Annotated in this window: 23 protein-coding genes and 1 pseudogene; 12 read left to right on the forward strand and 12 right to left on the reverse strand. The window is 65.4% G+C overall.

Annotation, left to right across the window (positions count from 1 at the left end; genetic code table 11):
* The first annotated feature begins 4 nt into the window (after positions 1-4).
* The 3 genes from pyk to ACZ899_RS14025 all read left to right on the forward strand — a co-directional run bounded on the left by pyk (position 5) and on the right by ACZ899_RS14025 (position 2,745).
* Positions 5-1,459, forward strand: coding sequence for a pyruvate kinase (gene pyk, locus ACZ899_RS14015; protein WP_050703896.1), 1,455 nt, complete (start codon positions 5-7; stop codon positions 1,457-1,459).
* An 84-nt stretch (positions 1,460-1,543) separates the two neighbouring features.
* Entirely contained in the window at positions 1,544-1,903 is a 360-nt protein-coding gene (locus tag ACZ899_RS14020) for a transposase (RefSeq protein WP_075043813.1), read from the forward strand.
* A gap of 8 nt (positions 1,904-1,911) precedes the next feature.
* Positions 1,912-2,745: an IS3 family transposase gene (locus ACZ899_RS14025; protein ID WP_232857812.1), complete on the forward strand. Its 834-nt coding sequence runs from the start codon at positions 1,912-1,914 to the stop codon at positions 2,743-2,745.
* 62 nt (positions 2,746-2,807) lie between these two features.
* On the opposite strand, the gene ACZ899_RS14030 is transcribed toward ACZ899_RS14025, so the two are convergent.
* Positions 2,808-3,728 carry an iron-sulfur-binding ferredoxin reductase gene (locus tag ACZ899_RS14030; RefSeq protein WP_234562675.1) on the reverse strand — a complete coding sequence of 307 codons (921 nt, stop codon included), beginning with the start codon at positions 3,726-3,728 and terminating at the stop codon, positions 2,808-2,810.
* 377 nt (positions 3,729-4,105) lie between these two features.
* On the opposite strand from ACZ899_RS14030, the gene ACZ899_RS14035 reads away from it, so the two are divergent.
* On the forward strand, positions 4,106-5,629 hold the full coding sequence (locus tag ACZ899_RS14035; RefSeq protein ID WP_234562676.1) for a fumarate hydratase: 1,524 nt from the start codon (positions 4,106-4,108) through the stop codon (positions 5,627-5,629).
* Positions 5,630-5,744: 115 nt separating this feature from the next.
* Here ACZ899_RS14035 and ACZ899_RS14040 read toward each other — a convergent pair whose 3' ends face one another.
* From ACZ899_RS14040 to ACZ899_RS14070, 7 genes and pseudogenes are all read right to left on the reverse strand, one after another.
* The gene (locus tag ACZ899_RS14040; RefSeq protein WP_203647869.1) at positions 5,745-6,335 is read right to left on the reverse strand and encodes a GNAT family acetyltransferase; all 591 of its coding nucleotides are present in this window, start codon (positions 6,333-6,335) and stop codon (positions 5,745-5,747) included.
* Between the two features lie 250 nt (positions 6,336-6,585).
* Entirely contained in the window at positions 6,586-7,164 is a 579-nt protein-coding gene (locus tag ACZ899_RS14045; protein ID WP_234562677.1) for a DJ-1/PfpI family protein, read from the reverse strand.
* Between the two features lie 74 nt (positions 7,165-7,238).
* Positions 7,239-8,396, reverse strand: coding sequence for a phospholipase D-like domain-containing protein (locus ACZ899_RS14050; RefSeq protein ID WP_203647871.1), 1,158 nt, complete (start codon positions 8,394-8,396; stop codon positions 7,239-7,241).
* A gap of 1 nt (position 8,397) precedes the next feature.
* Positions 8,398-8,979: a YceI family protein gene (locus tag ACZ899_RS14055; protein ID WP_050703892.1), complete on the reverse strand. Its 582-nt coding sequence runs from the start codon at positions 8,977-8,979 to the stop codon at positions 8,398-8,400.
* 44 nt (positions 8,980-9,023) lie between these two features.
* A complete protein-coding gene (locus tag ACZ899_RS14060) occupies positions 9,024-9,320 on the reverse strand; it encodes an amidase (RefSeq protein ID WP_234562678.1) in 297 nt (98 codons plus the stop codon).
* The gene (locus tag ACZ899_RS14065; protein WP_234562679.1) at positions 9,317-10,393 is read right to left on the reverse strand and encodes a serine hydrolase domain-containing protein; all 1,077 of its coding nucleotides are present in this window, start codon (positions 10,391-10,393) and stop codon (positions 9,317-9,319) included. The genes ACZ899_RS14060 and ACZ899_RS14065 overlap by 4 nt, the downstream gene beginning before the upstream one ends.
* 118 nt (positions 10,394-10,511) lie before the next feature.
* Positions 10,512-11,400 (reverse strand): annotated as a pseudogene (locus ACZ899_RS14070) (acyl-CoA dehydrogenase middle domain-containing protein).
* A gap of 133 nt (positions 11,401-11,533) precedes the next feature.
* On the opposite strand from ACZ899_RS14070, the gene olsB reads away from it, so the two are divergent.
* Together olsB and ACZ899_RS14080 are read left to right on the forward strand one after the other, a co-directional pair.
* Entirely contained in the window at positions 11,534-12,289 is a 756-nt protein-coding gene (gene olsB, locus ACZ899_RS14075; RefSeq protein WP_028689712.1) for an L-ornithine N(alpha)-acyltransferase, read from the forward strand.
* Entirely contained in the window at positions 12,289-13,071 is a 783-nt protein-coding gene (locus ACZ899_RS14080) for a lysophospholipid acyltransferase family protein (protein WP_203647875.1), read from the forward strand. The genes olsB and ACZ899_RS14080 overlap by 1 nt, the downstream gene beginning before the upstream one ends.
* Before the next feature lie 133 nt (positions 13,072-13,204).
* On the opposite strand, the gene ACZ899_RS14085 is transcribed toward ACZ899_RS14080, so the two are convergent.
* Entirely contained in the window at positions 13,205-13,789 is a 585-nt protein-coding gene (locus ACZ899_RS14085) for an acyl carrier protein phosphodiesterase (RefSeq protein ID WP_203647876.1), read from the reverse strand.
* Between the two features lie 151 nt (positions 13,790-13,940).
* On the opposite strand from ACZ899_RS14085, the gene ACZ899_RS14090 reads away from it, so the two are divergent.
* Both ACZ899_RS14090 and ACZ899_RS14095 read left to right on the forward strand, forming a co-directional pair.
* Entirely contained in the window at positions 13,941-14,243 is a 303-nt protein-coding gene (locus ACZ899_RS14090) for an ArsR/SmtB family transcription factor (protein ID WP_203647877.1), read from the forward strand.
* A gap of 24 nt (positions 14,244-14,267) precedes the next feature.
* Positions 14,268-15,317, forward strand: a complete 1,050-nt coding sequence (locus ACZ899_RS14095) for an alkene reductase (protein WP_203647878.1) — start codon at positions 14,268-14,270, stop codon at positions 15,315-15,317.
* Between the two features lie 65 nt (positions 15,318-15,382).
* On the opposite strand, the gene ACZ899_RS14100 is transcribed toward ACZ899_RS14095, so the two are convergent.
* The 3 genes from ACZ899_RS14100 to ACZ899_RS14110 form a co-directional block, all read right to left on the reverse strand.
* Entirely contained in the window at positions 15,383-16,207 is an 825-nt protein-coding gene (locus tag ACZ899_RS14100; RefSeq protein ID WP_234562680.1) for an ATPase, read from the reverse strand.
* Positions 16,208-16,294: 87 nt separating this feature from the next.
* A complete protein-coding gene (locus ACZ899_RS14105) occupies positions 16,295-17,290 on the reverse strand; it encodes an NAD-dependent epimerase/dehydratase family protein (RefSeq protein ID WP_203647880.1) in 996 nt (331 codons plus the stop codon).
* 49 nt (positions 17,291-17,339) lie between these two features.
* Complete coding sequence (locus tag ACZ899_RS14110) at positions 17,340-18,230, reverse strand: LysR family transcriptional regulator ArgP (protein WP_186713153.1); 891 nt, start codon at positions 18,228-18,230, stop codon at positions 17,340-17,342.
* 125 nt (positions 18,231-18,355) lie between these two features.
* On the opposite strand from ACZ899_RS14110, the gene ACZ899_RS14115 reads away from it, so the two are divergent.
* The 4 genes from ACZ899_RS14115 to ACZ899_RS14130 all read left to right on the forward strand — a co-directional run bounded on the left by ACZ899_RS14115 (position 18,356) and on the right by ACZ899_RS14130 (position 23,775).
* A complete protein-coding gene (locus ACZ899_RS14115) occupies positions 18,356-18,955 on the forward strand; it encodes a LysE/ArgO family amino acid transporter (RefSeq protein WP_186713154.1) in 600 nt (199 codons plus the stop codon).
* 354 nt (positions 18,956-19,309) lie between these two features.
* Positions 19,310-19,906 carry a superoxide dismutase gene (locus ACZ899_RS14120; RefSeq protein ID WP_203647881.1) on the forward strand — a complete coding sequence of 199 codons (597 nt, stop codon included), beginning with the start codon at positions 19,310-19,312 and terminating at the stop codon, positions 19,904-19,906.
* 321 nt (positions 19,907-20,227) lie between these two features.
* The gene (locus tag ACZ899_RS14125) at positions 20,228-22,279 is read left to right on the forward strand and encodes a putative bifunctional diguanylate cyclase/phosphodiesterase (protein ID WP_050703880.1); all 2,052 of its coding nucleotides are present in this window, start codon (positions 20,228-20,230) and stop codon (positions 22,277-22,279) included.
* Positions 22,280-22,437: 158 nt separating this feature from the next.
* Positions 22,438-23,775 carry an imelysin family protein gene (locus tag ACZ899_RS14130; RefSeq protein WP_203647882.1) on the forward strand — a complete coding sequence of 446 codons (1,338 nt, stop codon included), beginning with the start codon at positions 22,438-22,440 and terminating at the stop codon, positions 23,773-23,775.
* Positions 23,776-23,868: the final 93 nt, after the last annotated feature.

Genomic DNA, 23,868 nt, shown 5'->3' on the forward strand with positions numbered 1-23,868 from the left:
GTGCATGACCATCCGCCGTACCAAAATCGTCGCCACCCTTGGCCCCGCCAGCAATTCGCCGGAAGTGATCGAACAGCTGATCCTCGCCGGCCTGGACGTGGCACGCCTGAACTTCTCCCACGGCACCCCGGACGAGCACAAGGCCCGCGCCCGCCTGATCCGTGACATCGCCGCCAAGAACGGCCGCCATGTCGCGCTGCTGGGCGACTTGCAGGGTCCGAAGATCCGCATCGCCAAGTTCGCCAACAAGCGCATCGAACTGAAAGTCGGTGACAAGTTCACCTTCTCCACCGCCCACCCACTGACCGAAGGCAACCAGGACATCGTCGGCATCGACTACCCCGACCTGGTCAAGGACTGCGGCGTCGGTGACGAACTGCTGCTCGACGACGGCCGTGTGGTCATGCGCGTCGAAACCGCCACCGCCGATGCCCTGCACTGCGTGGTGATCATCGGTGGCCCGCTGTCCGACCACAAAGGCATCAACCGCAAAGGTGGCGGCCTGACCGCGCCGGCCCTGACCGAAAAAGACAAGGCCGACATCAAGCTGGCCGCGGAAATGGACCTAGACTACCTGGCCGTATCGTTCCCGCGTGACGCCAGCGACATGGAATACGCGCGCAAGCTGCGTGACGAAGCCGGCGGCAGCGCCTGGCTGGTGGCCAAGATCGAACGCGCCGAAGCCGTGGCCGATGACGAGACCCTCGACCAGCTGATCCTCGCTTCCGACGCCGTCATGGTTGCCCGTGGCGACCTGGGCGTGGAAATCGGCGACGCCGAGCTGATCGCCATCCAGAAGAAGATCATCCAGCACGCCCGCCGCAACAACAAGGCAGTGATCGTGGCGACCCAGATGATGGAGTCGATGATCCAGAACCCGATGCCGACCCGCGCCGAAGTGTCCGACGTGGCCAACGCCGTGCTCGACAACACCGACGCGGTGATGCTGTCGGCCGAAAGCGCCGCCGGTGCCTACCCGATCGAAGCCGTACAGGCCATGGCCCGTATCTGCTCGGGCGCCGAGAAGCACCCGACCAGCCAGAAGTCCAGCCACCGCCTGCACACCACCTTCGAGCGCTGCGACGAGTCCATCGCCCTGGCGGCGATGTACACCGCCAACCACTTCCCCGGCGTCAAGGCGATCATTGCCCTCACCGAAAGTGGCTACACCCCGCTGATCATGTCGCGCCTGCGTTCGCACGTGCCGATCTTCGCCCTGTCGCCGCACCGCGCCACCCAGGCCCGTGCCAACATGTTCCGCGGCGTCTACCCGATTGCCTTCGACCCGGCCTCGCTGCCGGCCGACAAGGTGAGCCAGGCGGCGGTCGACGAGCTGCTCAAGCGCGGCCTGGTCGAACAAGGTGACTGGGTGATCCTGACCAAGGGCGACAGCTACCACACCATCGGTGGCACCAATGGCATGAAGATCCTGCACGTGGGTGATCCGCTGGTTGGTTGATCCCTCGGCAGTCCCTATCGCGGGGCAAGCCCGCTCCCACGCCGATCCCCTCGGCACTTGTGGGAGCGGGCTTGAACTGGCCTAATGATTTTGGACACCTTCATCGGGCGCTATGATGGCGCCCAATTGGAGGCAAAATCAGTGCGTAAATCTTATTCAAGAGAATACAAAGTCCAAGCTGCCGAAATGGTGCTGGATGGTGGGCAGTCAGTTCCTGAGGTCTGTGCAGCCCTTGGGCTGGGCCCTACCGCGCTTCGCCGCTGGGTTGATCAGGTGCGTGAAGAGAGAGCCGGTAAGGTTCCTGCTGGAGCCAAAGCGATCACACCCGAGCAGCAACGAATTGAAGAACTCGAAGCGCTGGTTCGGCAAAAGGATCGGGATATCGAAATCCTAAAAAAGGCCAGTGCTCTCCTGCTTCGGGACTCCAAAGATCGTTCTCGCTGATCAACGAGCTGAGTGAGCAATACCCTGTTGTCGACTGCTGCCGCGTGCTTGGGGTTAAGCGCAGCAGTTTCTATGCGTGGCGCAAACGGCAAGGACGTGAAAACCCGGCAAGAGATGCGCTACGCCTGCTGGTAATCAAGCACTTCAACGCATCGCGAAGTGCTTCTGGCTCGCGAACCCTGGCGCAGGAATTGCGGCACGAAGGCCATGAAATAGGACGATACAAGGTGCGTGCGCTAATGCGTGAAGCTGGCCTGAAGTGCAAACAGCGCAGGCCGCACCGCTATCGGTCATCAGGGGCAGAAGCGTTGATCGCCGAGAATCAGCTGAAGCGCAATTTCAAGGTTTCGGCGATCAATGAGGTTTGGTGTGGCGATGTGACCTATATCCAGGTTGGCAGGCGCTGGCTGTACCTAGCCGCCGTGATTGACCTCTATGCCCGTCGCGTAGTGGGTTGGGCATTCTCGATGATTGCAGATGCCAACTTAGCTTGTAACGCCCTGCGCATGGCCGCTGAATCGCGGGGTAGGCCGGCGGGCGTAATGTTTCATTCAGACCAGGGCTGTCAGTACACCAGCCATAAATTCAGAGCCGCGCTCGATGAGTACAACTTGAACCAGAGCATGAGCCATCGAGGCCAATGCTGGGATAACGCTGCCATGGAGCGATTCTTCGGAGCATTGAAATCAGAATGGGTGCCGGCAGAGGGTTACGAGACCGAAGCGCAGGCACGAGTGGATATCCAGGCTTATCTGATGCGCTACAACCTCAAGCGCCTCCACAGCTACAACGGCTATGAAACGCCAGTAGCCATGGAGGAAAAGCTCAAGGCAGCGGCATGAACCTTAACCGGTGTCCAAAATTACTTGACCAGTTCACCTTGCCCCGCGATGCTTTTCAGCCCTCAAACATGCTCGGTAAATACGTCCGCAAATATCTGACTACGTGGCACCCCAGCAATGAACAGCCGTCGGGCAAAGCGCTCCACGCTCCCAGGCGACCCGCACACCAGCGCCATGGTCTGACGCGACATCAGTTTCAACCCAGCCAGCGCTTCATCCAGCTGCGCCGCCAACACCCATTCGACCGTCACTCCGTCCAGCGCCTGTAACGACTGCGCCAGATAGTGCCCCTCAGCGGTGTGTGCCACGTGCAGCACCCGAATTTCCCCCTGGTGCCCCTGTCGCAACGCCTCGCGCAGGATGCCCCACAACGGTGCCAGCCCGGTGCCCGCCGCCAGCAGCCAGAGCGGCCGCGCCTGCCAGTCCGGGTCATAGTGCAACGCACCGCCGCGCAGTTCGCCGAGCCTCAGCACTTCCCCCAGGCGAAGCTGCCTTGCCTGGTCGCAGAACGCTCCGGGACGGTGGCAATCCAGGTGAAACTCGAGGAAGTCGTCCTCGCCCGGCAGGCTCGCCAGCGAATAGGGCCGCGCAACGCTGCCGCTCCACAACACCAGGTGTTGCCCGGCCTGGTAGCGCAATGGCCGCTCCGGTTGCAGCCTCAGGCGCAGCACATCGGCGAACCAGTCCAGGCCGATCACCGTGGCCGGCAGGCCATCGTTTCGGGGGTCGAACAGCGCCACCCGCAAGTCACTGGCGACCGCGCACTGGCAGGCCAGGCGCCAGCCCTGCTCACGCTTGTCCGCCGCCAATGCCTCGGGTTTCGCGTCGGTGGGGACACCCTCCAGGCAGCGCACCAGGCAGGCGTGGCAGCTACCGGCGCGGCAGCTGTAGGGCACGGTGCAACCGGCGTCGTTGAGCGCATCGAGCAGGTTGCTGCCGGCCGGCACCGCCCAGCGGCGCTCGCCCACGCAAACTTCTGGCATGTCAGTTCATCTCCAAGTACAAGCGATTGGGGCCGCTCTGCGGCCCTTCGCGGGTAAACCCGCTCCCACAGGGGAAATGCATGGCCCTGTGGGAGCGGGTTTACCCGCGAAGGGCTGCAAGGCAGCCCCGGTCAACATTACGCTGATCTCATTGAACTGCATTGCAACGCTCACGTCATCAGCAAAAAGGATGCCCTTTCCCTGCCGACCTTGGTCCAGACCACGTGCAGGTGTTTCCGAAGGCGCGGCACGGTATACTGCCGCGCCTTTTTGTGCCGGCCCGACCAGCCGGCGCCTTGCCAGGCGTTCCTGACATACAGGTGTGCATTGTCGGAATGCCTTTTCGAATGTTCCCGTCTTTAAGAGGAGCGCGCTGCATGACCGTGATCAAGCAAGACGACCTGATTCAGAGCGTCGCCGACGCCCTGCAATTCATCTCGTACTACCACCCCGTCGACTTCATCCAGGCGATGCACGAAGCCTACCTGCGTGAAGAGTCGCCAGCCGCGCGTGACTCGATCGCCCAGATCCTGATCAACTCGCGCATGTGCGCCACCGGCCACCGCCCGATCTGCCAGGACACCGGTATCGTCACCGTGTTCATCCGCGTCGGCATGGACGTACGCTGGGACGGCGCCACCCTGAGCGTCGACGACATGATCAACGAAGGTGTGCGCCGCGCCTACAACCTGCCCGAGAACGTCCTGCGCGCCTCGATCCTGGCCGACCCGGCCGGTGCCCGCAAGAACACCAAGGACAACACCCCGGCCGTGATCCACTACTCGATCGTCCCTGGCAACAAGGTCGAGGTGGATGTCGCAGCCAAGGGCGGCGGCTCGGAGAACAAGTCGAAGATGGCCATGCTCAACCCGTCCGACTCGATCGTCGACTGGGTGCTGAAGACCGTCCCGACCATGGGCGCCGGCTGGTGCCCGCCTGGCATGCTAGGCATCGGCATCGGCGGCACCGCCGAGAAGGCCGCGGTCATGGCCAAGGAAGTGTTGATGGAGTCCATCGACATCCATGAGCTGAAGGCCCGTGGCCCGCAGAACCGCCTCGAGGAAATCCGCCTGGAGCTGTTCGACAAGGTCAACCAGCTGGGCATCGGCGCCCAGGGCCTGGGCGGCCTGACCACCGTGCTCGACGTCAAGATCATGGACTATCCGACCCACGCCGCGTCGCTGCCGGTGTGCATGATCCCCAACTGCGCCGCCACCCGTCACGCCCACTTCGTACTCGACGGTTCCGGCCCGGCCGAGCTGGAAGCGCCGTCGCTGGACGCCTACCCGGAAATCGTCTGGGAAGCCGGCCCGAGCGCCCGTCGCGTCAACCTCGACGACATCACCCCGGAAGAAGTCGCCAGCTGGAAGCCGGGCGAGACCATCCTGCTCAACGGCAAGATGCTCACCGGTCGCGACGCCGCGCACAAGCGCATGGTCGAGATGCTCAACCGCGGCGAAGAGCTGCCGGTCGACCTCAAGGGCCGCTTCATCTACTACGTCGGCCCGGTCGATCCGGTCGGTGACGAAGTGGTAGGCCCGGCCGGTCCGACCACCGCCACCCGCATGGACAAGTTCACCCGCCAGATCCTCGAACAGACCGGCCTGCTGGGCATGATCGGCAAGTCCGAGCGTGGCCCGACCGCCATCGAGGCGATCAAGGACAACAAGGCCGTGTACCTGATGGCCGTCGGCGGCGCCGCCTACCTGGTGGCCCAGGCCATCCGCAAGTCGAAGGTACTGGCCTTCGCCGAGCTGGGCATGGAAGCGATCTACGAGTTCGACGTGAAGGACATGCCGGTCACCGTCGCGGTGGACAGCAAGGGCGAGTCGGTGCACATCACCGGTCCCGCGCTGTGGCAGGGCAAGATCGCCGAGAGCCTGGCGGTTGAAGTAAAGTAAGCCTCCTGCTGTAACAGCGGCGGCCCCATCGCGGGGCAAGCCCGCTCCCACGCTGACGTGTGGGGGCCGGGCTTGTCCCTCGATGGGGCCGTTGTCGTTTCACAGCCCTCGATTGTCAAGCAGGCAGCGCCTTGAGCCAGAACGACATGATCTTCGCCGACTGCGCCTGCTCGTCGAGGTCCCGCCAACGGTAGGCAGTGCGTAGCGACGGCTCGTGCAGAAAGCCGCGGTTGCGCCAGAAACCCTGCAATGGCTTGTAATCCGCCGGGCGCCGTGGGTGACCGGAGGGACGCTCCACCGCACAGAACGCGCAGCAGTCGAACTCGGCCAGCTTGTGCGCATAGGACTCGCGCTCGATGAAAAAGCGCACGCCAAGTCCCTGTCCACGGTACGCCGGCAAAAGCACCGACTCGCCGAAGTAGTAGACCGAGGCCGGGTCGCGCCCCTGGGCGAGGAACGGTTGCTGCAACTCGGGATCGACATCCACCAGCGGCAGGCCGGTGGCGGCGCCCACCACCTGGTCGCCGTCCAGCGCCAGCACCACCAGGCTGCGGCCGGACTCGGCGTAGCTGGCCAGGTAATCGGCCTGGTGGCTCAGGGAGCTGTCCAGGAGATAGGGAAACTCGCGAAACAGCGTCAGACGCAGGTGCGCGAGATCATCGATGTAAGGCGCGATGGCGGCGCCATGGAGCAAGCGGATTTCCATGCGGGGCGGTCGTCCTGTCGATGGCTATGACTGAGGTCCACCCTAGCACCCACCCTGCCCTGCGGCCTTTCCCCTGCGCGACAGGTATTTCTCCATGACCGCTACAAGTGCTCGATCCCTGTAGGAGCGGCCTCGTGCCGCGAAAGGGCCGCAAAGCGGCCCCGGCGATCTTTGCATGCACGCTGAAATCCTGGGGCCGCTTTGCGGCCCTTTCGCGGCACGAGGCCGCTCCTACAGTTCAGCGTGTCAGTCAGGAGATACGGGTGCCCAGCACTTCCAAGAACGCCGCCAGCCACGCCGGATGCGCAGGCCAGGCCGGTGCCGTCACCAGGTTACCGTCCACGTGGGCCTGGTCCACCGCGATATCGATGAACCGCCCACCCGCCAACCGTACCTCGGGCGCACAGGCGGGATACGCGCTGCACTCACGCCCTTCGAGCACACCTGCCGCCGCCAGCAACTGGGCCCCATGGCACACCGCCGCGATCGGCTTACCAGCCTCGTCGAAGGCCTTGACCAGCTCCAGCACCTTGTCGTTCAGGCGCAGGTACTCTGGGGCGCGGCCACCGGGAATCAGCAACGCGTCGTAGCTTTCGGCGCGCACCTGGACGAAGTCGTAGTTCAGGGCGAAATTGTGTCCCGGCTTCTCGCTGTAGGTCTGCTCGCCCTCGAAATCGTGGATCGCCGTGCGCACCGTCTGCCCGGCAATCTTCTCCGGGCACACGGCATGGACGGTATGGCCGACCATGGCCAGGGCCTGGAATGGCACCATGACCTCGTAGTCCTCGACGTAATCGCCCACCAGCATGAGAATCTTCTTCGCCGTCATCGCATCCACTCCTTCGGTTGTCTGGGAACAGTCCCTGCACGATAGTCCGCTTTGCCAGAAGGCGATATACGACGCTAGTTTCGGCGATCCAACAGGTTGGCCACCACCCGGTCGAGCCAGCCCCACAGGCGCTGCTGCACCCGCCGCCACAACGGCCGCGCATGCCAGCGCGCCAGATCGACTTCCAGGCTCTGGGCGAAGTCGCGCTCGAAGCTGGCGGCCACCGCGGCAGTCAGCGGCGGGTCGAGGGCCTCGACGTTGGCTTCGAGGTTGAAGCGCAGGTTCCAGTGATCGAAATTGCACGACCCCACACTGACCCAGTCATCCACCAGCACCATCTTCAGGTGCAGGAAGCACGGCTGGTACTCGAAGATCCGCACCCCGGCGCGCAGCAGTCGCGGATAGTAGCGGTGCCCGGCATAGCGCACCGCCGGGTGATCGGTGCGCGGGCCGGTCAACAGCAGTCGCACATCGAGGCCCTTCTGCGCAGCGCGGCGCAGGGAGCGGCGCACGCTGAAGGTCGGTAGAAAGTAAGGCGTGGCCAGCCAGATACGGCGCTGGCCGCTGTTCAGGGCGCGGACCAGCGCATGCAGGATGTCCTTGTGCTGGCGGGCGTCGGCGTAGGCCACCCGACCCATGCCCTGGCCCTGAGCCGGCACCTGGGGCAGGCGCGGCAGGCCGAAGCCCTCGGGCGGACGCCAGGCGGTGCGGCGCTGGTTGGCGTGCCACTGGCGATCGAACAACAGCTGCCAGTCAGTGACGATCGGCCCCTGCATGCGCACCATCACCTCATGCCATTCGCTGGCCTCCTCGCCCGGCGTCCAGAATTCATCGGTGACCCCGGTGCCGCCGACCACCGCCAGCCGCTCATCCACCAGCAGCAGCTTGCGATGATCACGATAGAGGTTGCGCAAACCCCGGCGCCAGCGCAGGCGGTTGTACCAGCGCAGGTAGACGCCCGCCGCCAGCAGACGCTCGCGCAGGGCCGTGGGGAAGGCCAGCGAGCCGTAGTCGTCGAACAGGCAGCGCACCCGTACGCCGCGTCGCGCCGCCTGCTCCAGGGCCTCGACCACCGCTTCGGCGCAGGCGCCGCCCTCGACCAGGTACAGCTCCAGGTCGACCTGGAACTCGGCGCGCACGATCGCCAGCAGCATGCGCGGAAAGAACTCGGGGCCGTCGATCAGCAGTTCGAACTGGTTGCCATCCCGCCAGGGGAAGACCGGCCCCGGCATGTCAGCGGGCAGTGAAGATCAGCACCGCGCTCACCGGCACCGAGGGATTGATCGACTTGAGCCCGGCCAGCTTGCGCAGGTTTTCCAGACCCGGCAGCAAGCCGAAGTCAGAGGCGCGCAGGATCAGCGGCTCGAGGGTCACCACCTGGAATCGTCGCTCGTCCAGGCGCGTGGCCAGCAGCAGGGTGTTGTAGCTGCGGGTCTGGCCATGCAGGGTGACGCTGACCGGCAGGCGCAGCTCCAGCTGCGCGCCATTGGCCAGGTCGTTGATCGGACGCAGGTCGATCTGCGCCTGTACCGTGGCCTCGGGGAACTGCTCGAAGGCGAACAGGTTGTCGCGCATGCGCTCGTCGCGCAGCGGGATACCGCTGCTGATCGAGTCCATCTCGATGCTCACTTCGGCCGCGCCCTTGCGGTCGACCTTGCCGTGCAGCACCAGGAATCGATTGACCTCGGCGATATTGCCGTTCTTGCCGGTGACGAAGGACAGGCGCGAGGACTCGCCGTCCAGGTGCCAGTTGGCGTGAGCGGGCAGGCACAGGGCGAGCAGGAGGGCGGGCAGCAGGCGGGACGGCTTGAACATGTGAAATCCTGTAAATCAAGGCCGTCAACCTTACCCGCACGGTCTCACGGCAGCAAGCGGCAGCCCTCGCGCATGCCCTGCCAGGCGGCCTGGTTGCGCCGCCCCAGGCCTTCGGCGGTGACCAGGCGCCCGGCGCCGTCCTCCTCCAGCAGGCTCAAGGGCAGGTACTGCTGTACATAGCCTCGGCAGTAGGTTTGCGCGAAGCCCATGACGAAGCGGCACGAACAATACTCCTTCGCCGAATAGGCCGAGAGAATGCCCGGGAAGTCCGCCAGCGCCCGGCGCTCATGCCAGGCCCAGGCCAACCCGGCCAGCAACAGCACGAGCACGACCCGCTTCATGCGCCCTCCCCGGCCACGGCGGCCAGCACCCGCTTGAGCAGTTCGTTGTGGCTGAAGCTGGCGTCGCGGTCATCGGCGTAGCGCACGATCACCAGCTTGCGTGAGGGCAGCACATAGAGCGCCTGGCCCCAATGGCCGAGCGCGGCGAAGGTGTCCGCTGGCGCATCCGGCCACGGCGCCGACTGCCCGGGCAGCGGCTGGTTGAGCCACCAATGACCGCCGGGGTTGGCTTCGCCCGGCACCGGCTGGGCGGCGCTGAACAGGGTGCGGTTGAACGCCACCCAATCAGCTGGTAGCAACTGGCCCTCGCGCCAGCGTCCGTCGCGCTGCATCAGCAGGCCGATGCACGCCAGGTCGCGGGCATCGAGATAGAGATAGGAAGAACCGACATAGGTACCCGCGCCATCCCGCTCCCAGACCGCGCTGTCGATCCCCAGCGGGGTGAACAGGGCCTGCCAGGGGTAGTCGGCATAGCCCGCGGGGTCGAGCATGCCGCGCAGGCTGGCGGCGAGCAGGTTGCTGTCGCCGCTGGAATAGGCGAAATGCGTGCCGGGCGCACTGGCGGCGGGCATTGCCGCCGTGTAGGCCGCCATGTCGGTGCGGCCACGGGTATAGAGCATGGCCACCACCGACGACTTCAAGGGTGCATATTCGTAGTCCTCTTGCCAGGCCAGGCCACTGGCCCAATGCAACAGGTCGGCCAGGCGCAGCCCGGGATGCTGCTGCAGGGCCGGGTAGTAGCGCACGGCCGGTTCGTCGAGTTTGAAGCGCCCCTCACCGTAGGCCACGCCCATGACCGTGGCCAGCACGCTCTTGCTGACTGACCAGGTCAGGTGCGGTGTGTCGGCACGGGTTGGCTCAACGTAGCGCTCGTGGAGAATACGACCATCGCGAATGATCAACAGTGCGTCGGTACGAATGCCGCCGCGTTCGGCAGCGCGTGGCGCGAAGGCGTAGGAGTCGACGGCTTGCCAGTCGATGACAGCGTTATCGACTGGCCACTGCGCTGTGGGCCAGTCTTCGGCCAAGGCCGGGCCTGCGGTCATGGCCAGGGCAAGCAATAGTGCCTTCATGGGGAGCAACCTGCAGAGGGCTGCTGTGCGCCCATCGCGGGGCAAGCCCGCTCCCACAGGTCCCGCGATCGGGCGCACGGCGGCCCAGGTTCAAAGGTGCCCCCAATTTCTCAGGCTTTCATGACAATCCGGCGGCACTCCAGGCCTTGGCCAGGCGCTTGTCACGGGCCGCGCCAGCCAGCGCCAGCAGGCCCTGGTCGCGCAGCCACAATTGCGCCCAGTGCTCGGGCCCTGCGGCCAACGCCTGGTCGATCTCGCTCCGCAAGCCCTGGAACTGGGCAAACAGGCCACCCAGCAGCAAGTGGCAGGCCACGCTGTCCGGGCATTGCCGGCTGCCCTCGGCACAACCGGCCAGCAGCGCGATCAACCGCAGCCGCAGGTCCTGCGGCCAGGCGCATTCCTGGGCGACGCCATGCAGCCAGGCCACCAGCGCGGCGAGCACATAAAGGTCTTCAAGGGAACGGAACGGTTTGACGTAGGCGTCCCAGCCATCGCCGGCAAGCAACTCGCACGCGGCCTCCTTGAGCTGCAGCCGGCCATGGCCGACTTCGGGCATCAACGGCAGGGTCGGCAAGGCCTCGAGGCTGACACCCGGCTCCCCCGGATAGACCACCGCCAGTTGCAACCGCGGCGCCTCGCCCGGCCCTTCATGGCGCGCCGCCACCAACAGCCATTCAGCGTCCAGCCCGGCGGTGACGAAGTCCTTGCTGCCGGTCAGGCGCAAAACCATCGAGGCGGGTGTGCATGTCCGCCGGGCGCACGCTGCGCCGCTCGGTGGCGCACAACGCCCCCAGGCTGGCGGGGGCGCTGGGCCAGAGCACGCGCAGCGCCGCCTGGTAACCGAGCAGGAAGGCCAGGCCCGGCGTGGCCATGGCCCGCCCGCCCAGCACCGCCAGCTCGAACGGCGCGACGGCGCCCAGGCGTTCAAGCACCGCCGCATAGGTTTCGCCCAAGGTCGCCGCCAGAGGGTGGCGCAAGGGGTCGTTGAGTCGTTGCAACCAGGCCATCGCAAGCTCCTTGTAGGGGTGTCACGCAAGCATCACCAAAGATTCACAGGGGTGACACCGGGCGTACCTAGGCTGACTTTGCACAACAAAGCCGACCGGCCGCAACCCTTTGGCTGGCTTATGGAGACTCGCAATGACTCGGATCGCTCGCTCTGGCGACAACAGCACTGAACGCCGTCTGCAAGCCGAACGCCTGGTCGGCGCCGCGGCCCTGCAGGAAGCACAGGCCCTGCGCTTCAAGGTGTTCAGCGCCGAATTCAAGGCCAAGCTCAAGGGCGCCGAACACGGCCTGGACATGGACGACTACGACATCCACTGCCGCCACATCGGCGTGCGCGACCTGGCCACCGGCCAACTGGTCGCCACCACCCGCCTGCTCGACCACCAGGCCGCCAGCAGCCTGGGCCGCTTCTACAGCGAAGAAGAATTCAGCCTGCACGGGCTGTTGCAGCTTCAGGGCCCGATCCTCGAACTGGGCCGCACCTGCGTCGACCCGGCCTACCGCAACGGCGGCACCATCGCCGTGCTCTGGAGCGAGCTGGCCGAAGTGCTCAACGAAGGCCGCTACAGCTACCTGATGGGCTGCGCCAGCATCCCCATGCAGGACGGCGGCGTACAAGCCCACGCGATCATGCAGCGCCTGCGTGAACGCTACCTGTGCACCGAACACCTACGCGCCGAACCGAAGAACCCGTTGCCCAGCCTGCCGTTGCCGAACAACGTCATCGCCGAGATGCCGCCGCTGCTCAAGGCCTACATGCGCCTGGGCGCGAAGATCTGCGGCGAGCCTTGCTGGGACGAGGACTTCCAGGTCGCCGACGTGTTCATCCTGCTCAAGCGCGACGACCTCTGCCCGCGCTACGCCCGTCACTTCAAGGCGGCGGTCTGATGCTGCGCCTGCGGGCCGCTGCCCGCCTATTGCGGCTGTTCCTGGTGCTGGCCCTGGGGCTGGCAATGGCCAGCATCATCGCCCTGGGCGAACGCCTGGGCCTGAAGGCCTCGATCGAACACCGCCAGCGCTGGACACGCCTGTTCATGGGCCGCCTGGTTGCCGCCCTGCCCTTCGACGTAAAGGTCAGGGGTGAACTGCCACAACGGCCAATGCTCTGGGTCTGCAATCATGTATCGTGGACCGATATCCCGCTGCTCGGCATGCTCACACCGCTGTCGTTCCTGTCCAAGGCCGAGGTCCGCCACTGGCCGGTGGCCGGCTGGTTGGCCGAAAAAGCCGGTACGTTGTTCATCCGCCGTGGCGGTGGCGATGCCCAGCGCCTGCGCCAGCAGATCAGCGAACAGTTGGGCGAGCAACGCCCCCTGCTGATCTTCCCGGAAGGCACCACCACCGACGGTCGCACCCTGCGTACCTTCCATGGACGTCTACTCGCCGGGGCCATCGATCAGGGCACGCCGCTGCAGCCGGTGGCGATCCAGTATCTGCGCGCGGGTCAAGCCGATTCGATCGCGCCGTTCATTGGCGAGGACGACCTGGTGTCCCATCTGATGCGGATCTTTGGCCACGACCGGGGCGAGGTGGTGATCCACCTGTTGCCTCCGATTGGCAGCGAAGGCCAGGAACGCGCGGCGCTGGCGTTCCAGGCGCAGCAGGCGGTGCGCCAGGCATTGTTCGGCATCGTGGAAGTCGAGCCGCGCCGCCTGGCCAAGGCGGCCTGAACAGTTGACGTCAGCTGTGCCGGCCTCTTCGCGGGTAAACCCGCTCCCACAAGGGCAACGCCAGCTTCAACTAGTGCACTGTACCTGTGAGAGCGGGTTTACCCGCGAAGAGGCCAGCACAGGCAGGAGAGCATCAACTGCCTGCCACTCTTCGCGCTACCGCAAACGCCTGCAGTTGCGGATAGAACTCACGAAAATCCGCCAACAAAGGCTCATACAGACGCTCCAGCTCCCCCATCACCCCGTCCATCCCCTCGGGCCGTGACAAGCGCCGGGCAATGCCGCCAAACACCTGCTCCAGGGTGGCGAAGTCGCCATAGGCCCCCAGCCAGTCATCCGCCGCCATGAACGGCGCGATCCGTGCCAGCCGGCCCGGCAGCTGCGGTTCAGCCAGCAGCACCTTGTAGAAGTTACCGGTGAACTGTACCAGCGGCTGCTCCGCGTACTCCCCCCAGTGCCTGGCCAGGCAATGATCGAAGAACACATCCAGCACGATCCCGGCGAAGCGCCGCCGCTCGCGCGGGAAACGCGCCAGCGCCGCCAGCACCAGCGGGTGGCTGTCGGTGTAGCTGTCGATGTGCCGGTGCAGCCGGATCGAAGCCTCCAGCGCCGGCGGAAAACGTCCCTCCAGCGTGCCCTTGACGAAGTCGCCATACAGGCTGCCGAGCAGTTGTTGCGGCGCCGGGCCGCCCAGGTGAAGGTGCGCGAGGTAGTTCATGGCGCCAGTCTAGCACCGCCCACCCCCATATCGTCATGAACCGATATAGCCAATGACGCTTGCCTCAGAACCCTTTCATATTTGTATATCGCGATGCAGCGATTTATATTTCGCTCCATCGCGATATACCGCTACACACCACGAGCCAACCATGCCCCTCGATCTCGACGAAATCATAAAAGCCCTGGCCCACCCGGTCCGGCGAGACATCCTCAACTGGCTGAAAGATCCGGCCGCGCAGTTTCCCGACCAGCACCACAGCACCGAGCACGGTGTGTGTGCCGGGCAGATCGACCAACGCTGCGGCCTGTCGCAGTCGACCGTCTCCGCCCACCTGTCCACCCTGCAGCGCGCCGGCCTGATCAGCAGCCAGAAGATCGGCCAGTGGCATTTCTTCAAACGCAACGAGGCGACCATCAAGGCGTTCCTCGAGCAAATGAGCCAAGAGCTCTGACCTGATCCACGCGAGGCTTCGCATATGACTACGCTGTTCGACCCGATCACGCTGGGCGACCTGGAACTGCCCAACCGCATCATCATGGCCCCGCTGACCCGCTGCCGCGCCGACGAAGGCCGCGTGCCCAACGCGCTGATGGCCGAGTACTACGTACAGCGCGCCAGCGCCGGCCTGATTCTCAGCGAAGCGACCTCGGTCACGCCGATGGGCGTCGGCTATCCGGATACCCCGGGAATCTGGAACGACCAGCAGGTGCGTGGCTGGCACAACGTGACCAAGGCCATCCACGGCGCCGGTGGGCGGATCTTCTTGCAACTGTGGCATGTCGGGCGCATCTCCCACCCGTCGTACCTGAACGGCGAGCTGCCGGTGGCCCCCAGCGCGATCCAGCCCAAGGGCCATGTCAGCCTGGTGCGCCCATTGAGCGACTATCCGACCCCACGAGCCCTGGAAACCGAAGAGATCGCCGACATCGTCGAGGCCTATCGCAGCGGCGCCGAGAACGCCAAGGCCGCCGGCTTCGACGGCGTGGAGATCCACGGCGCCAATGGCTACCTGCTCGACCAGTTCCTGCAGAGCAGCACCAACCAGCGCACCGACCGCTATGGCGGCTCGCTGGAGAACCGCGCGCGGTTGCTGCTGGAAGTTACCGACGCCGCCATCGAGGTATGGGGCCCGGGCCGCGTGGGCGTGCACCTGGCGCCACGGGCCGATGCCCACGACATGGGCGACGCCGACCGTGCCGAGACCTTCACCTACGTGGCACGGGAGCTGGGCAAGCGTGGCATCGCCTTCATCTGCTCGCGGGAGAAGGAAGGCGACGACAGCATCGGCCCACTGATCAAGGCGGCGTTCGCTGGCCCGTATATCGTCAACGAGCGCTTCGACAAGGCCAGCGCCAACGCTGCCCTGGCCAGCGGCAAGGCCGATGCGGTGGCCTTCGGCATCCCGTTCATCGCCAACCCCGACCTGCCCGCGCGCCTGGCCGCCGACGCGCCGCTCAATGCGCCGCGTCCGGAAACCTTCTACGCCAAGGGGGCCGTGGGCTACATCGACTATCCACGGATGTGAGTGAAGCGAACGTAGGGCAGGTTCGTCGTCGTGGCAGCGGGCTTGCCCAGCGATAGTCCAAGGACTCAGGGCCGGGCGTTGATCTGCTGCTGCAGGTTCTGGATCTGGCTCTGCAGGGTACTGATGTTGCGCGTCACCTGCCCGCGGAAGGCATCGAACTCCTGCACCGAGGCGCCGCCGGCCGATGTGGCCGGGCGGTTGTCCACCTGGCTCTTGAGCACCAGCACATCCTGCTCCAGGCGCTCGATGGCCGCGCTCGGGTTGCCCTGTTTCTTCAGCGCCGCCACTTCATTGCTCAGGCTCTTGAGCTGACCATCCAGCTTGCCGCCATCCACCTGGCCCGACTTGAGCGTCGCAAGCTCAGCGTTGACCGCCTTGAGCTGCGCCTGCAACTGTCCCTGCAACTCGGTCACCACCTTCTGCTGTTCGCGGGTGTCGGCCAGCACCTGCTCCAGGCGCTTGCCCAGGTCGCCGGCCTGGCCGGCGACGCCCTGTTGCTGCTTGCCCTGCTCGGCCAGCGAGGCCTGCAACTGGCGAATCTGCAGCTTCAACGCCTCGCTGCCAGTGCTGTTGCTGGACTCGCTGGCATCGACCTTGCCGCTGATTGCCTGCAACCGCCCGGCCGCTTCCTCGCTGATGCGGGCAAAGCTTTCCTGGGTCGCGACCAGTTGCTGCTCCATCAGGGTGATCTGCTGGAAGCTCCACCAGCCAAGCCCGCCCAGGGCGATGAACGAGGCACCGAGCAAGGCCCACAGCGGGCCATTGCTGCGTGGGCGCGCCGCCTTCTGGCGGCTGCGGGCCACATGGGCGGGCAGCAGTTCATCGTCGTCGGGGGTGCCGGCACGCAAGGTGGGCACATCGTCAAAATCGTCGTGGGCGTCGTTACGCATGGGTGCATTCAACCGCGGTGGTAGCAAAGAGACATGAGTATAAACCGCCTGGGCGGCGCACTGATGACCATCATCCCGCCCACAGGTTCAGCGTTGTCCCGCCTGCGCCTGCCACCAGGCACAGAATTCATCCAGCGCGGACCACACATCGGCCTGGGGTCGGTAGTCCAGGTACTGCCGGGCGCGGCCGATATCGAGGGTGAAATCGCTGCTCATCACCTGCACCGCCGTGCGGCTGAGGGTCGGCTGCGGACGCCCGGGCCAAAGCAGGCAGGCGGCCTCGTTGAGCGCCGCCAGGCCATAGGCCAGGCCGGGGGAGCGGTAGCGGGTGACCTGCGGCAGCTGCATGCGGCGCATCACGTAGTTGACCACGTCCCACAGCGGCAAGGGCTGGCCGTTGCTGATGTTGTAGGCCTGGCCAAGTGCCTGCTCCTCGGCGAACAACGCACTGAGCAGCGCTTCGTTGAGGTTGTGCACACTGGTGAAATCGACCTTGTTCAGGCCATTGCCGATGATCGCCACGCGCCCCTTGGCCTGCATGCGCATCAGCCGCGGGAAGATGCTTGCGTCGCCGGCCCCGGTGACGAAACGCGGTCGCAGCGCCAGCACTTCCAGGCCGAACTCCTGGGCGCCGAACACTTTCTGCTCGGCCAGGTGCTTGGTCAGTGCGTAATGGTCATGGAAGCGGCGCGGTACCTGGTCCTCGCGGATATCCAGGCGTGACCGGCCGGTGAAGTAGATCGACGGCGACGACAGGTGCACCAGGCGCCGCACATGCTCCTTGATGCAGCCCTCGACCACGTTCTCGGTCAACACCACGTTGCCCTGGTGGAAGTCCTGGTAGCGGCCCCAGGTGCCCACGGCGCCAGCGCAATGCACCACCGCATCCACACCCTGGCACAGGCGCCGGGCCAATTCGGCGTCGCCCAGGTCGCCCGGGATGAACTGCGCCCCGCGCTTGACCAGGTGCTCCACACCCTCTGCCCGCCGACCATTGACCCGCACCTCCAGGCCCTGCTCCAGGGCGAAACGCGCAAAGCGCCCGCCAATGAAGCCGCTCGCGCCGGTGACCAGAATTCGCATGTAAGACTCCGCCTTGCCAGATTTCGGATGCAACTGACGCCCGATGTGCCTACAAGGGCACCAGCCACTGCCGCGCCGAATGGCGCAGGTGGTCGGTCAGCTGGGCGAGCAACTGCCCGCCGTTGCGCCAATGATGCCAGTACAGCGGTACATCGATGGGAGTATCGGCGCAGATTTCCACCAGCTCACCACGGGCCAGCTGCTCGGCAACCTGCCGCTCCGGCACCAGCCCCCAGCCCAGGCCGGCCTCGGTCATGCGCAGGAAACCTTCGGACGAGGGACATAGGTGATGCAGGAAACCTTCCTGCACGCCTAGCGACGCCAGGTAGCGATGCTGGAGAAAATCGTCCGGCCCGAACACGATTGCCGGGGCACGGGCCAACCGCTCGACCGCGAAACCCTGGGGGAAGTAGCGCGCCATGAACGCGGGACTGGCCAGCGCTCGATAGCGCATCGACCCCAGCGGCAGGCTGCGCGCCCCAGCCACGGGACGTTCGCTGCCGCACAGGCAGGCCGCAACCTCGCCGGCACGCATGCGCTTGAGGCCGACCTCCTGGTCCTCGACCACCAGGTCAAGCAAGACCTGCTGCTGCGCGCAGAAGGCCCCCACCGCACCGGCCCACCAGGTCGCCAGGCTGTCGGCGTTGAGGGCGATGCGCAGGCGCTCGGGCATGCCTTCCTCGTCCAGCGCCGGCACCTGGCGCTGCAGGTCGCGCTCGAGCAGGCGCACCTGCTGCACATGGTTGAGCAACTGCCGGCCGACCTCGGTCGGGCTCGGTGGCGTGGCGCGCACCAGCACCGGCTGGCCGACCCGCGCTTCGAGCAGCTTGATGCGTTGCGAGATGGCCGATTGCGACAACCCCAGCACCTGGGCGGCGCGTTCGAAACCGCCTTGTTCGATCACCGCGGCGAGGGCGGCGAGCAGCTTGTAGTCGAACATCGATTTCTCTAATGACTGATCAGCTCTATTTGTTTTTCTTATACAGCTGCAGCCCCGACAATAGCCACATCTTTCTTGTTGATCCGTGCCGATGCTTGCATCGGTGCCCGTGGAGTGTTCCCGCTATGTGGCAAAGCTATCTCAACGGCATGCTGGTGGCCTTCGGCCTGATCATGGCCATCGGCGCGCAGAACGCCTTCGTCCTGGCGCAGAGCCTGCGCCGCGAGCATCACCTGCCGGTGGCGGCGCTGTGCGTGGTCTGCGACGCGCTGCTGGTCGCCGCCGGCGTGTTCGGCCTGGCCACGGTGCTGGCGCACAACCCCACGCTGCTGGCCGTGGCGCGCTGGGGTGGCGCGGTGTTCCTCATCTGGTACGGCGCCAAGGCCCTGCGCAGCGCGTTTTCCAAGCAAAGCCTGCAGCACCAGCAAGGCCAGGGTGTGCGCTCGCGCCGCGCGGTGCTGCTGAGCGCGCTGGCGGTGACCCTGCTCAACCCCCATGTGTACCTGGACACCGTGCTGCTGATCGGCTCCCTCGGCGCACAGCAGACCGTGCCCGGCGCCTACGTGGCCGGCGCCGCCAGTGCCTCGCTGGTGTGGTTCTCGACCCTGGCGATCGGCGCTGCCTGGCTGGCGCCGTGGCTGGCACGCCCGGCGACCTGGCGCATGCTCGACCTGATGGTGGCGGTGATGATGTTCGCGGTGGCGGCGCAGCTCATTTTCAACTGAACCGCGCCCCTGTGTAGGAGCGGCCTTGCCGAGACGTCGGACCGGCCGGAAAGGGCTGCGTAGCGGCCCCAGGATTTCAGCGTGCATGCAAAGATCGCCGGGGCCGCCTTGCGGCCCTTTCGCGGCGCAAGGCCGCTCCTACAGGGATAGCACATCGCCTGGAAGGGGCCGCCTGTCGGGCCCGGCCAACCGCTCTGGAACCTCTATTCCCCACAGATGTTGCGTGGTTAAGCGCCCGGGCCGGTGCTATGATCCTGCCCTTGCGTCGCAAAGGGTACAAACTCGCCGACGCTCATCAGGCCACCCGTGAGGCCTGGCGCAAACCGCAAACAGACCTGAATCAGGAGATCCACCATGGCTTTTGAATTGCCGCCGCTGCCGTACGCCCACGATGCCCTGCAGCCGCACATCTCCAAGGAAACCCTGGAGTTTCACCACGACAAGCACCACAACACCTATGTCGTGAACCTGAACAACCTGGTCCCAGGCACCGAATTCGAAGGCAAGACCCTGGAAGAGATCGTCAAGAGCTCTTCGGGCGGCATCTTCAACAACGCAGCCCAAGTCTGGAACCACACCTTCTACTGGAACTGCCTGTCGCCAAACGGCGGCGGCCAGCCGACCGGCGCCCTGGCCGAGGCCATCAACGCCGCCTTCGGTTCGTTCGACAAGTTCAAGGAAGAGTTCACCAAGACTTCGGTCGGCACCTTCGGCTCCGGCTGGGGCTGGCTGGTGAAGAAGGCCGACGGCTCCCTGGCCCTGGCCAGCACCATCGGCGCCGGCTGCCCGCTGACCAGCGGCGACACCCCGCTGCTGACCTGCGACGTCTGGGAACACGCCTACTACATCGACTACCGCAACCTGCGTCCGAAGTACGTCGAGGCGTTCTGGAACCTGGTCAACTGGACCTTCGTTGCCGAGCAGTTCGAAGGCAAGACCTTCAAGGCCTGATCATTCGCCTTGAATTCAAAAGACCCGGCCTGAGTGCCGGGTTTTTTATTGCCTGGCGGGATGTCGCCGCATTCGGTAACGGCATACCTGACAGAATTGTTTGCAACCCATCTCCGCGCTCTTGCTCAGCCCGCATAGCGCGCTAACATCAACCATCTGGAAAGTTGACGCAGCGCACTCAAGTCGCATGACCGCTCGACCGATACAGAGCCAAGGGCAATTCCGTCGACGGACGGGTTGCCTGCCGGGGTATCGGGTCGATAGTCTCCCGCCATGGTTGATGGCAAAATAATGGCATGCGCATGGATTAAGGAAACCCCATTGAAGCTGGAATTTCGAAACAGCTTATCGGTCAAGCTGCTGAGGGTCGTACTGCTCTCGGCGCTGGCTGTCGGCGTCGTACTCAGCTGTGCGCAGATCGTCTATGACGCCTACAAGACCCGCCAGTCCGTGAACAACGATGCCCAGCGCATCCTCGACATGTTCCGCGACCCATCGACCCAGGCGGTGTACAGCCTCGACCGGGAAATGGGCATGCAGGTGATGGAAGGCCTGTTCCAGGACGAATCGGTGCGCATGGCCTCCATCGGCCACCCGAACGAAACCATGCTGGCGGAAAAATCCCGGCCGCTGCAGGACATGTCCATGCGCTGGCTGACCGACCTGATCCTCGGCCAGGAGCGCACCTACACCACGCAGCTGGTCGGCCGCGGCCCGTACAGCGAGTATTACGGCGACCTGAGCATCACCCTCGACACCTCCTCCTACGGCGAGGACTTCCTGATCAACGCCGTGATCATCTTCATCTCCGGCGTGCTCAGGGCACTGGCCATGGGCCTGGTGCTGTACCTGGTGTACCACTGGCTGCTGACCAAGCCACTGTCGAAGATCATCGACCACCTGACCCAGATAAACCCCGACCGCCCCAGCCAGCACCAGATCCCGCAGCTCAAGGGTCACGAGCGTAACGAGCTGGGCCTCTGGGTCAACACCGCCAACCAGCTGCTGGCCTCCATCGAACGCAACACCCACCTGCGCCACGAGGCCGAGAACAGCCTGCAGCGCATGGCCCAGTACGACTTCCTCACCGGCCTGCCCAACCGCCAGCAGTTGCAACAGCAACTGGACAAGATCCTGGACGACGGTGGCCGCCTGCAACGCCGCGTCGCCGTGCTGTGCGTGGGCCTGGACGACTTCAAGGGCATCAACGAGCAGTTCAGCTACCAGGTCGGCGACCAGCTGCTGCTGGCCCTGGCCGACCGCCTGCGCGCCCACAGCGGCCGCCTTGGCGCCCTGGCCCGGCTGGGGGGCGACCAGTTCGCCCTGGTCCAGGCCAACATCGAGCAGCCCTATGAAGCCGCCGAACTGGCCCAGAGCATCCTCGACGACCTCGAGGCGCCCTTCGACCTCGACCACCAGCAGATCCGCCTACGCGCCACCATCGGCATTACCCTGTTCCCCGAGGACGGCGACAGCACCGAGAAGCTGCTGCAGAAAGCCGAGCAGACCATGACCCTGGCCAAGGCCCGCTCACGTAACCGCTACCAGTTCTACATCGCCAGTGTCGACAGCGAGATGCGCCGCCGTCGCGAGCTGGAAAAGGACCTGCGCGAAGCCCTGCCGCGCAACCAGCTGTACCTGGTGTACCAGCCGCAGATCAGCTACCGCGACCACCGCGTGGTCGGCGTCGAGGCGCTGCTGCGCTGGCAGCACCCGGAGCTGGGCATGGTCCCGCCCGACCAGTTCATCCCCCTGGCCGAGCAGAACGGCAGCATCATCAGCATCGGCGAATGGGTGCTCGACCAAGCCTGCCGGCAACTGCGCGAATGGCACGACCAGGGCTTCAGCGAACTGCGCATGGCGGTCAACCTGTCCACCGTGCAACTGCACCACAACGAACTGCCGCGGGTGGTCAACAACCTGCTGCAGGCCTACCGCCTGCCACCCCGCAGCCTGGAGCTGGAAGTCACCGAGACCGGCCTGATGGAAGACATCAGCACCGCCGCCCAGCACCTGCTGAGCCTGCGCCGCTCCGGCGCCTTGATCGCCATCGATGACTTCGGCACCGGCTATTCCTCGCTCAGCTACCTGAAATCGCTGCCGCTGGACAAGATCAAGATCGACAAGAGCTTCGTCCAGGACCTGCTCGACGATGACGACGACGCCACCATCGTTCGCGCCATCATCCAGCTGGGCAAGAGCCTGGGCATGCAGGTGATCGCCGAAGGCGTCGAGACCGCCGAGCAGGAGAGCTACATCATCGCCCAGGGCTGCCACGAGGGTCAGGGCTACCACTACAGCAAGCCGTTGTCCGCGCGCGAACTGACCAGTTTCCTCAAACAGGCGCAACGCAACCAGGTTTCCGCCCTGTAAGCCCCGCCGGCCTTGGCGGTGCACCGCGAACGGGCGTTTGCATGAAATGCGCGCCCGCCCCTTTACAGCAAATGCAAATCTTTCGCATGATGTGGCGATTTCGCGTGCCACGGCGCACGGTCCACCCTTGGTCCAACCACACGACGCAGGAAACCACAATGATTCGAATGCCTCTGGCCTCCGCCAGTCTGCTGGCCATCGCCATCGCCCTCGCCGGTTGCGGCGAAGGCAAGGACGACAAGGCCGCCGCACCGCAAGCCCAGGCACCTGCCGCCGCCAGCACCGCCGCCGCAGCGCCGGGGGCTGTCGATGAAGCGGCCGCCAAGGCCGTGGTCAAGCACTACGCCGACATGGTCCATGCCGTGTACAGCGACTCGCTGAGCACCGCCAAGCAATTGCAGACCGCCGTCGACGCGTTCCTGGCCAAGCCCAACGACCAGACCCTGAAGGCCGCCCGTGATGCCTGGGTCGCCTCGCGCGTGCCGTACCTGCAAAGCGAAGTGTTCCGCTTCGGCAACACCATCATCGACGACTGGGAAGGCCAGGTGAACGCCTGGCCCCTGGACGAAGGCCTGATCGACTACGTCGACAAGAGCTACGAGCACGCCCTGGGCAACCCGGCGGCCAACGCCAACATCATCGCCAACACCGAGATCCAGGTCGGCGAAGACAAGATCGACGTCAAGGACATCACCCCCGAGAAGCTCGCCACCCTCAACGAGCTGGGCGGCTCGGAGGCCAACGTCGCCACCGGCTACCATGCCATCGAGTTCCTGCTCTGGGGCCAGGACCTCAATGGCACAGGCCCAGGCGCGGGCAACCGTCCGGCTTCCGACTACCTGGAAGGCAAGGGTGCCACGGGCGGCCACAACGACCGTCGCCGCGCCTACCTGAAAGCGGTTACCGACCTGCTGGTCAAGGACCTCGAGGAGATGGTCGGCAACTGGGCGCCGAACGTCGCCGACAACTACCGCGCCACCCTCGAGGGCGAGCCGGCCAACGACGGCCTGCGCAAGATGCTGTTCGGCATGGGCAGCCTGTCGCTGGGCGAGCTGGCCGGCGAGCGCATGAAGGTCTCGCTGGAAGCCAACTCGCCGGAAGACGAGCACGACTGCTTCAGCGACAACACCCACTACTCGCACTTCTACGACGCCAAGGGCATCCGCAACGTCTACCTGGGCGAGTACACCCGTGTCGACGGTACCAAGCTGAGCGGCCCGAGCCTGTCGTCGCTGGTGGCCAAGGCCGACCCGGCCACCGACGCCACCCTCAAGGCCGACCTGGAAGCCACCGAGGCCAAGATCCAGGTGATCGTCGATCACGCCCTCAAGGGCGAGCACTACGACCAGCTGATCGCCGCCGACAACGCCGCCGGCAACCAGATCGTGCGTGACGCCATCGCCTCGCTGGTCAAGCAGACCGGCGCGATCGAGCAGGCCGCGGGCAAGCTGGGCATCGACAACCTGAACCCGGATACCGCCGATCACGAGTTCTGATCAGCGTCGTGGTTCAGCAGAGGCGGCCTTCGGGCCGCCTTTTTGTTTTCCAGCAACACCACCGCCCCCTTGTAGGAGCGGCCTTGTGCCGCG

The sequence above is a fragment of the Pseudomonas sp. TE31087 genome (assembly GCF_057284075.1).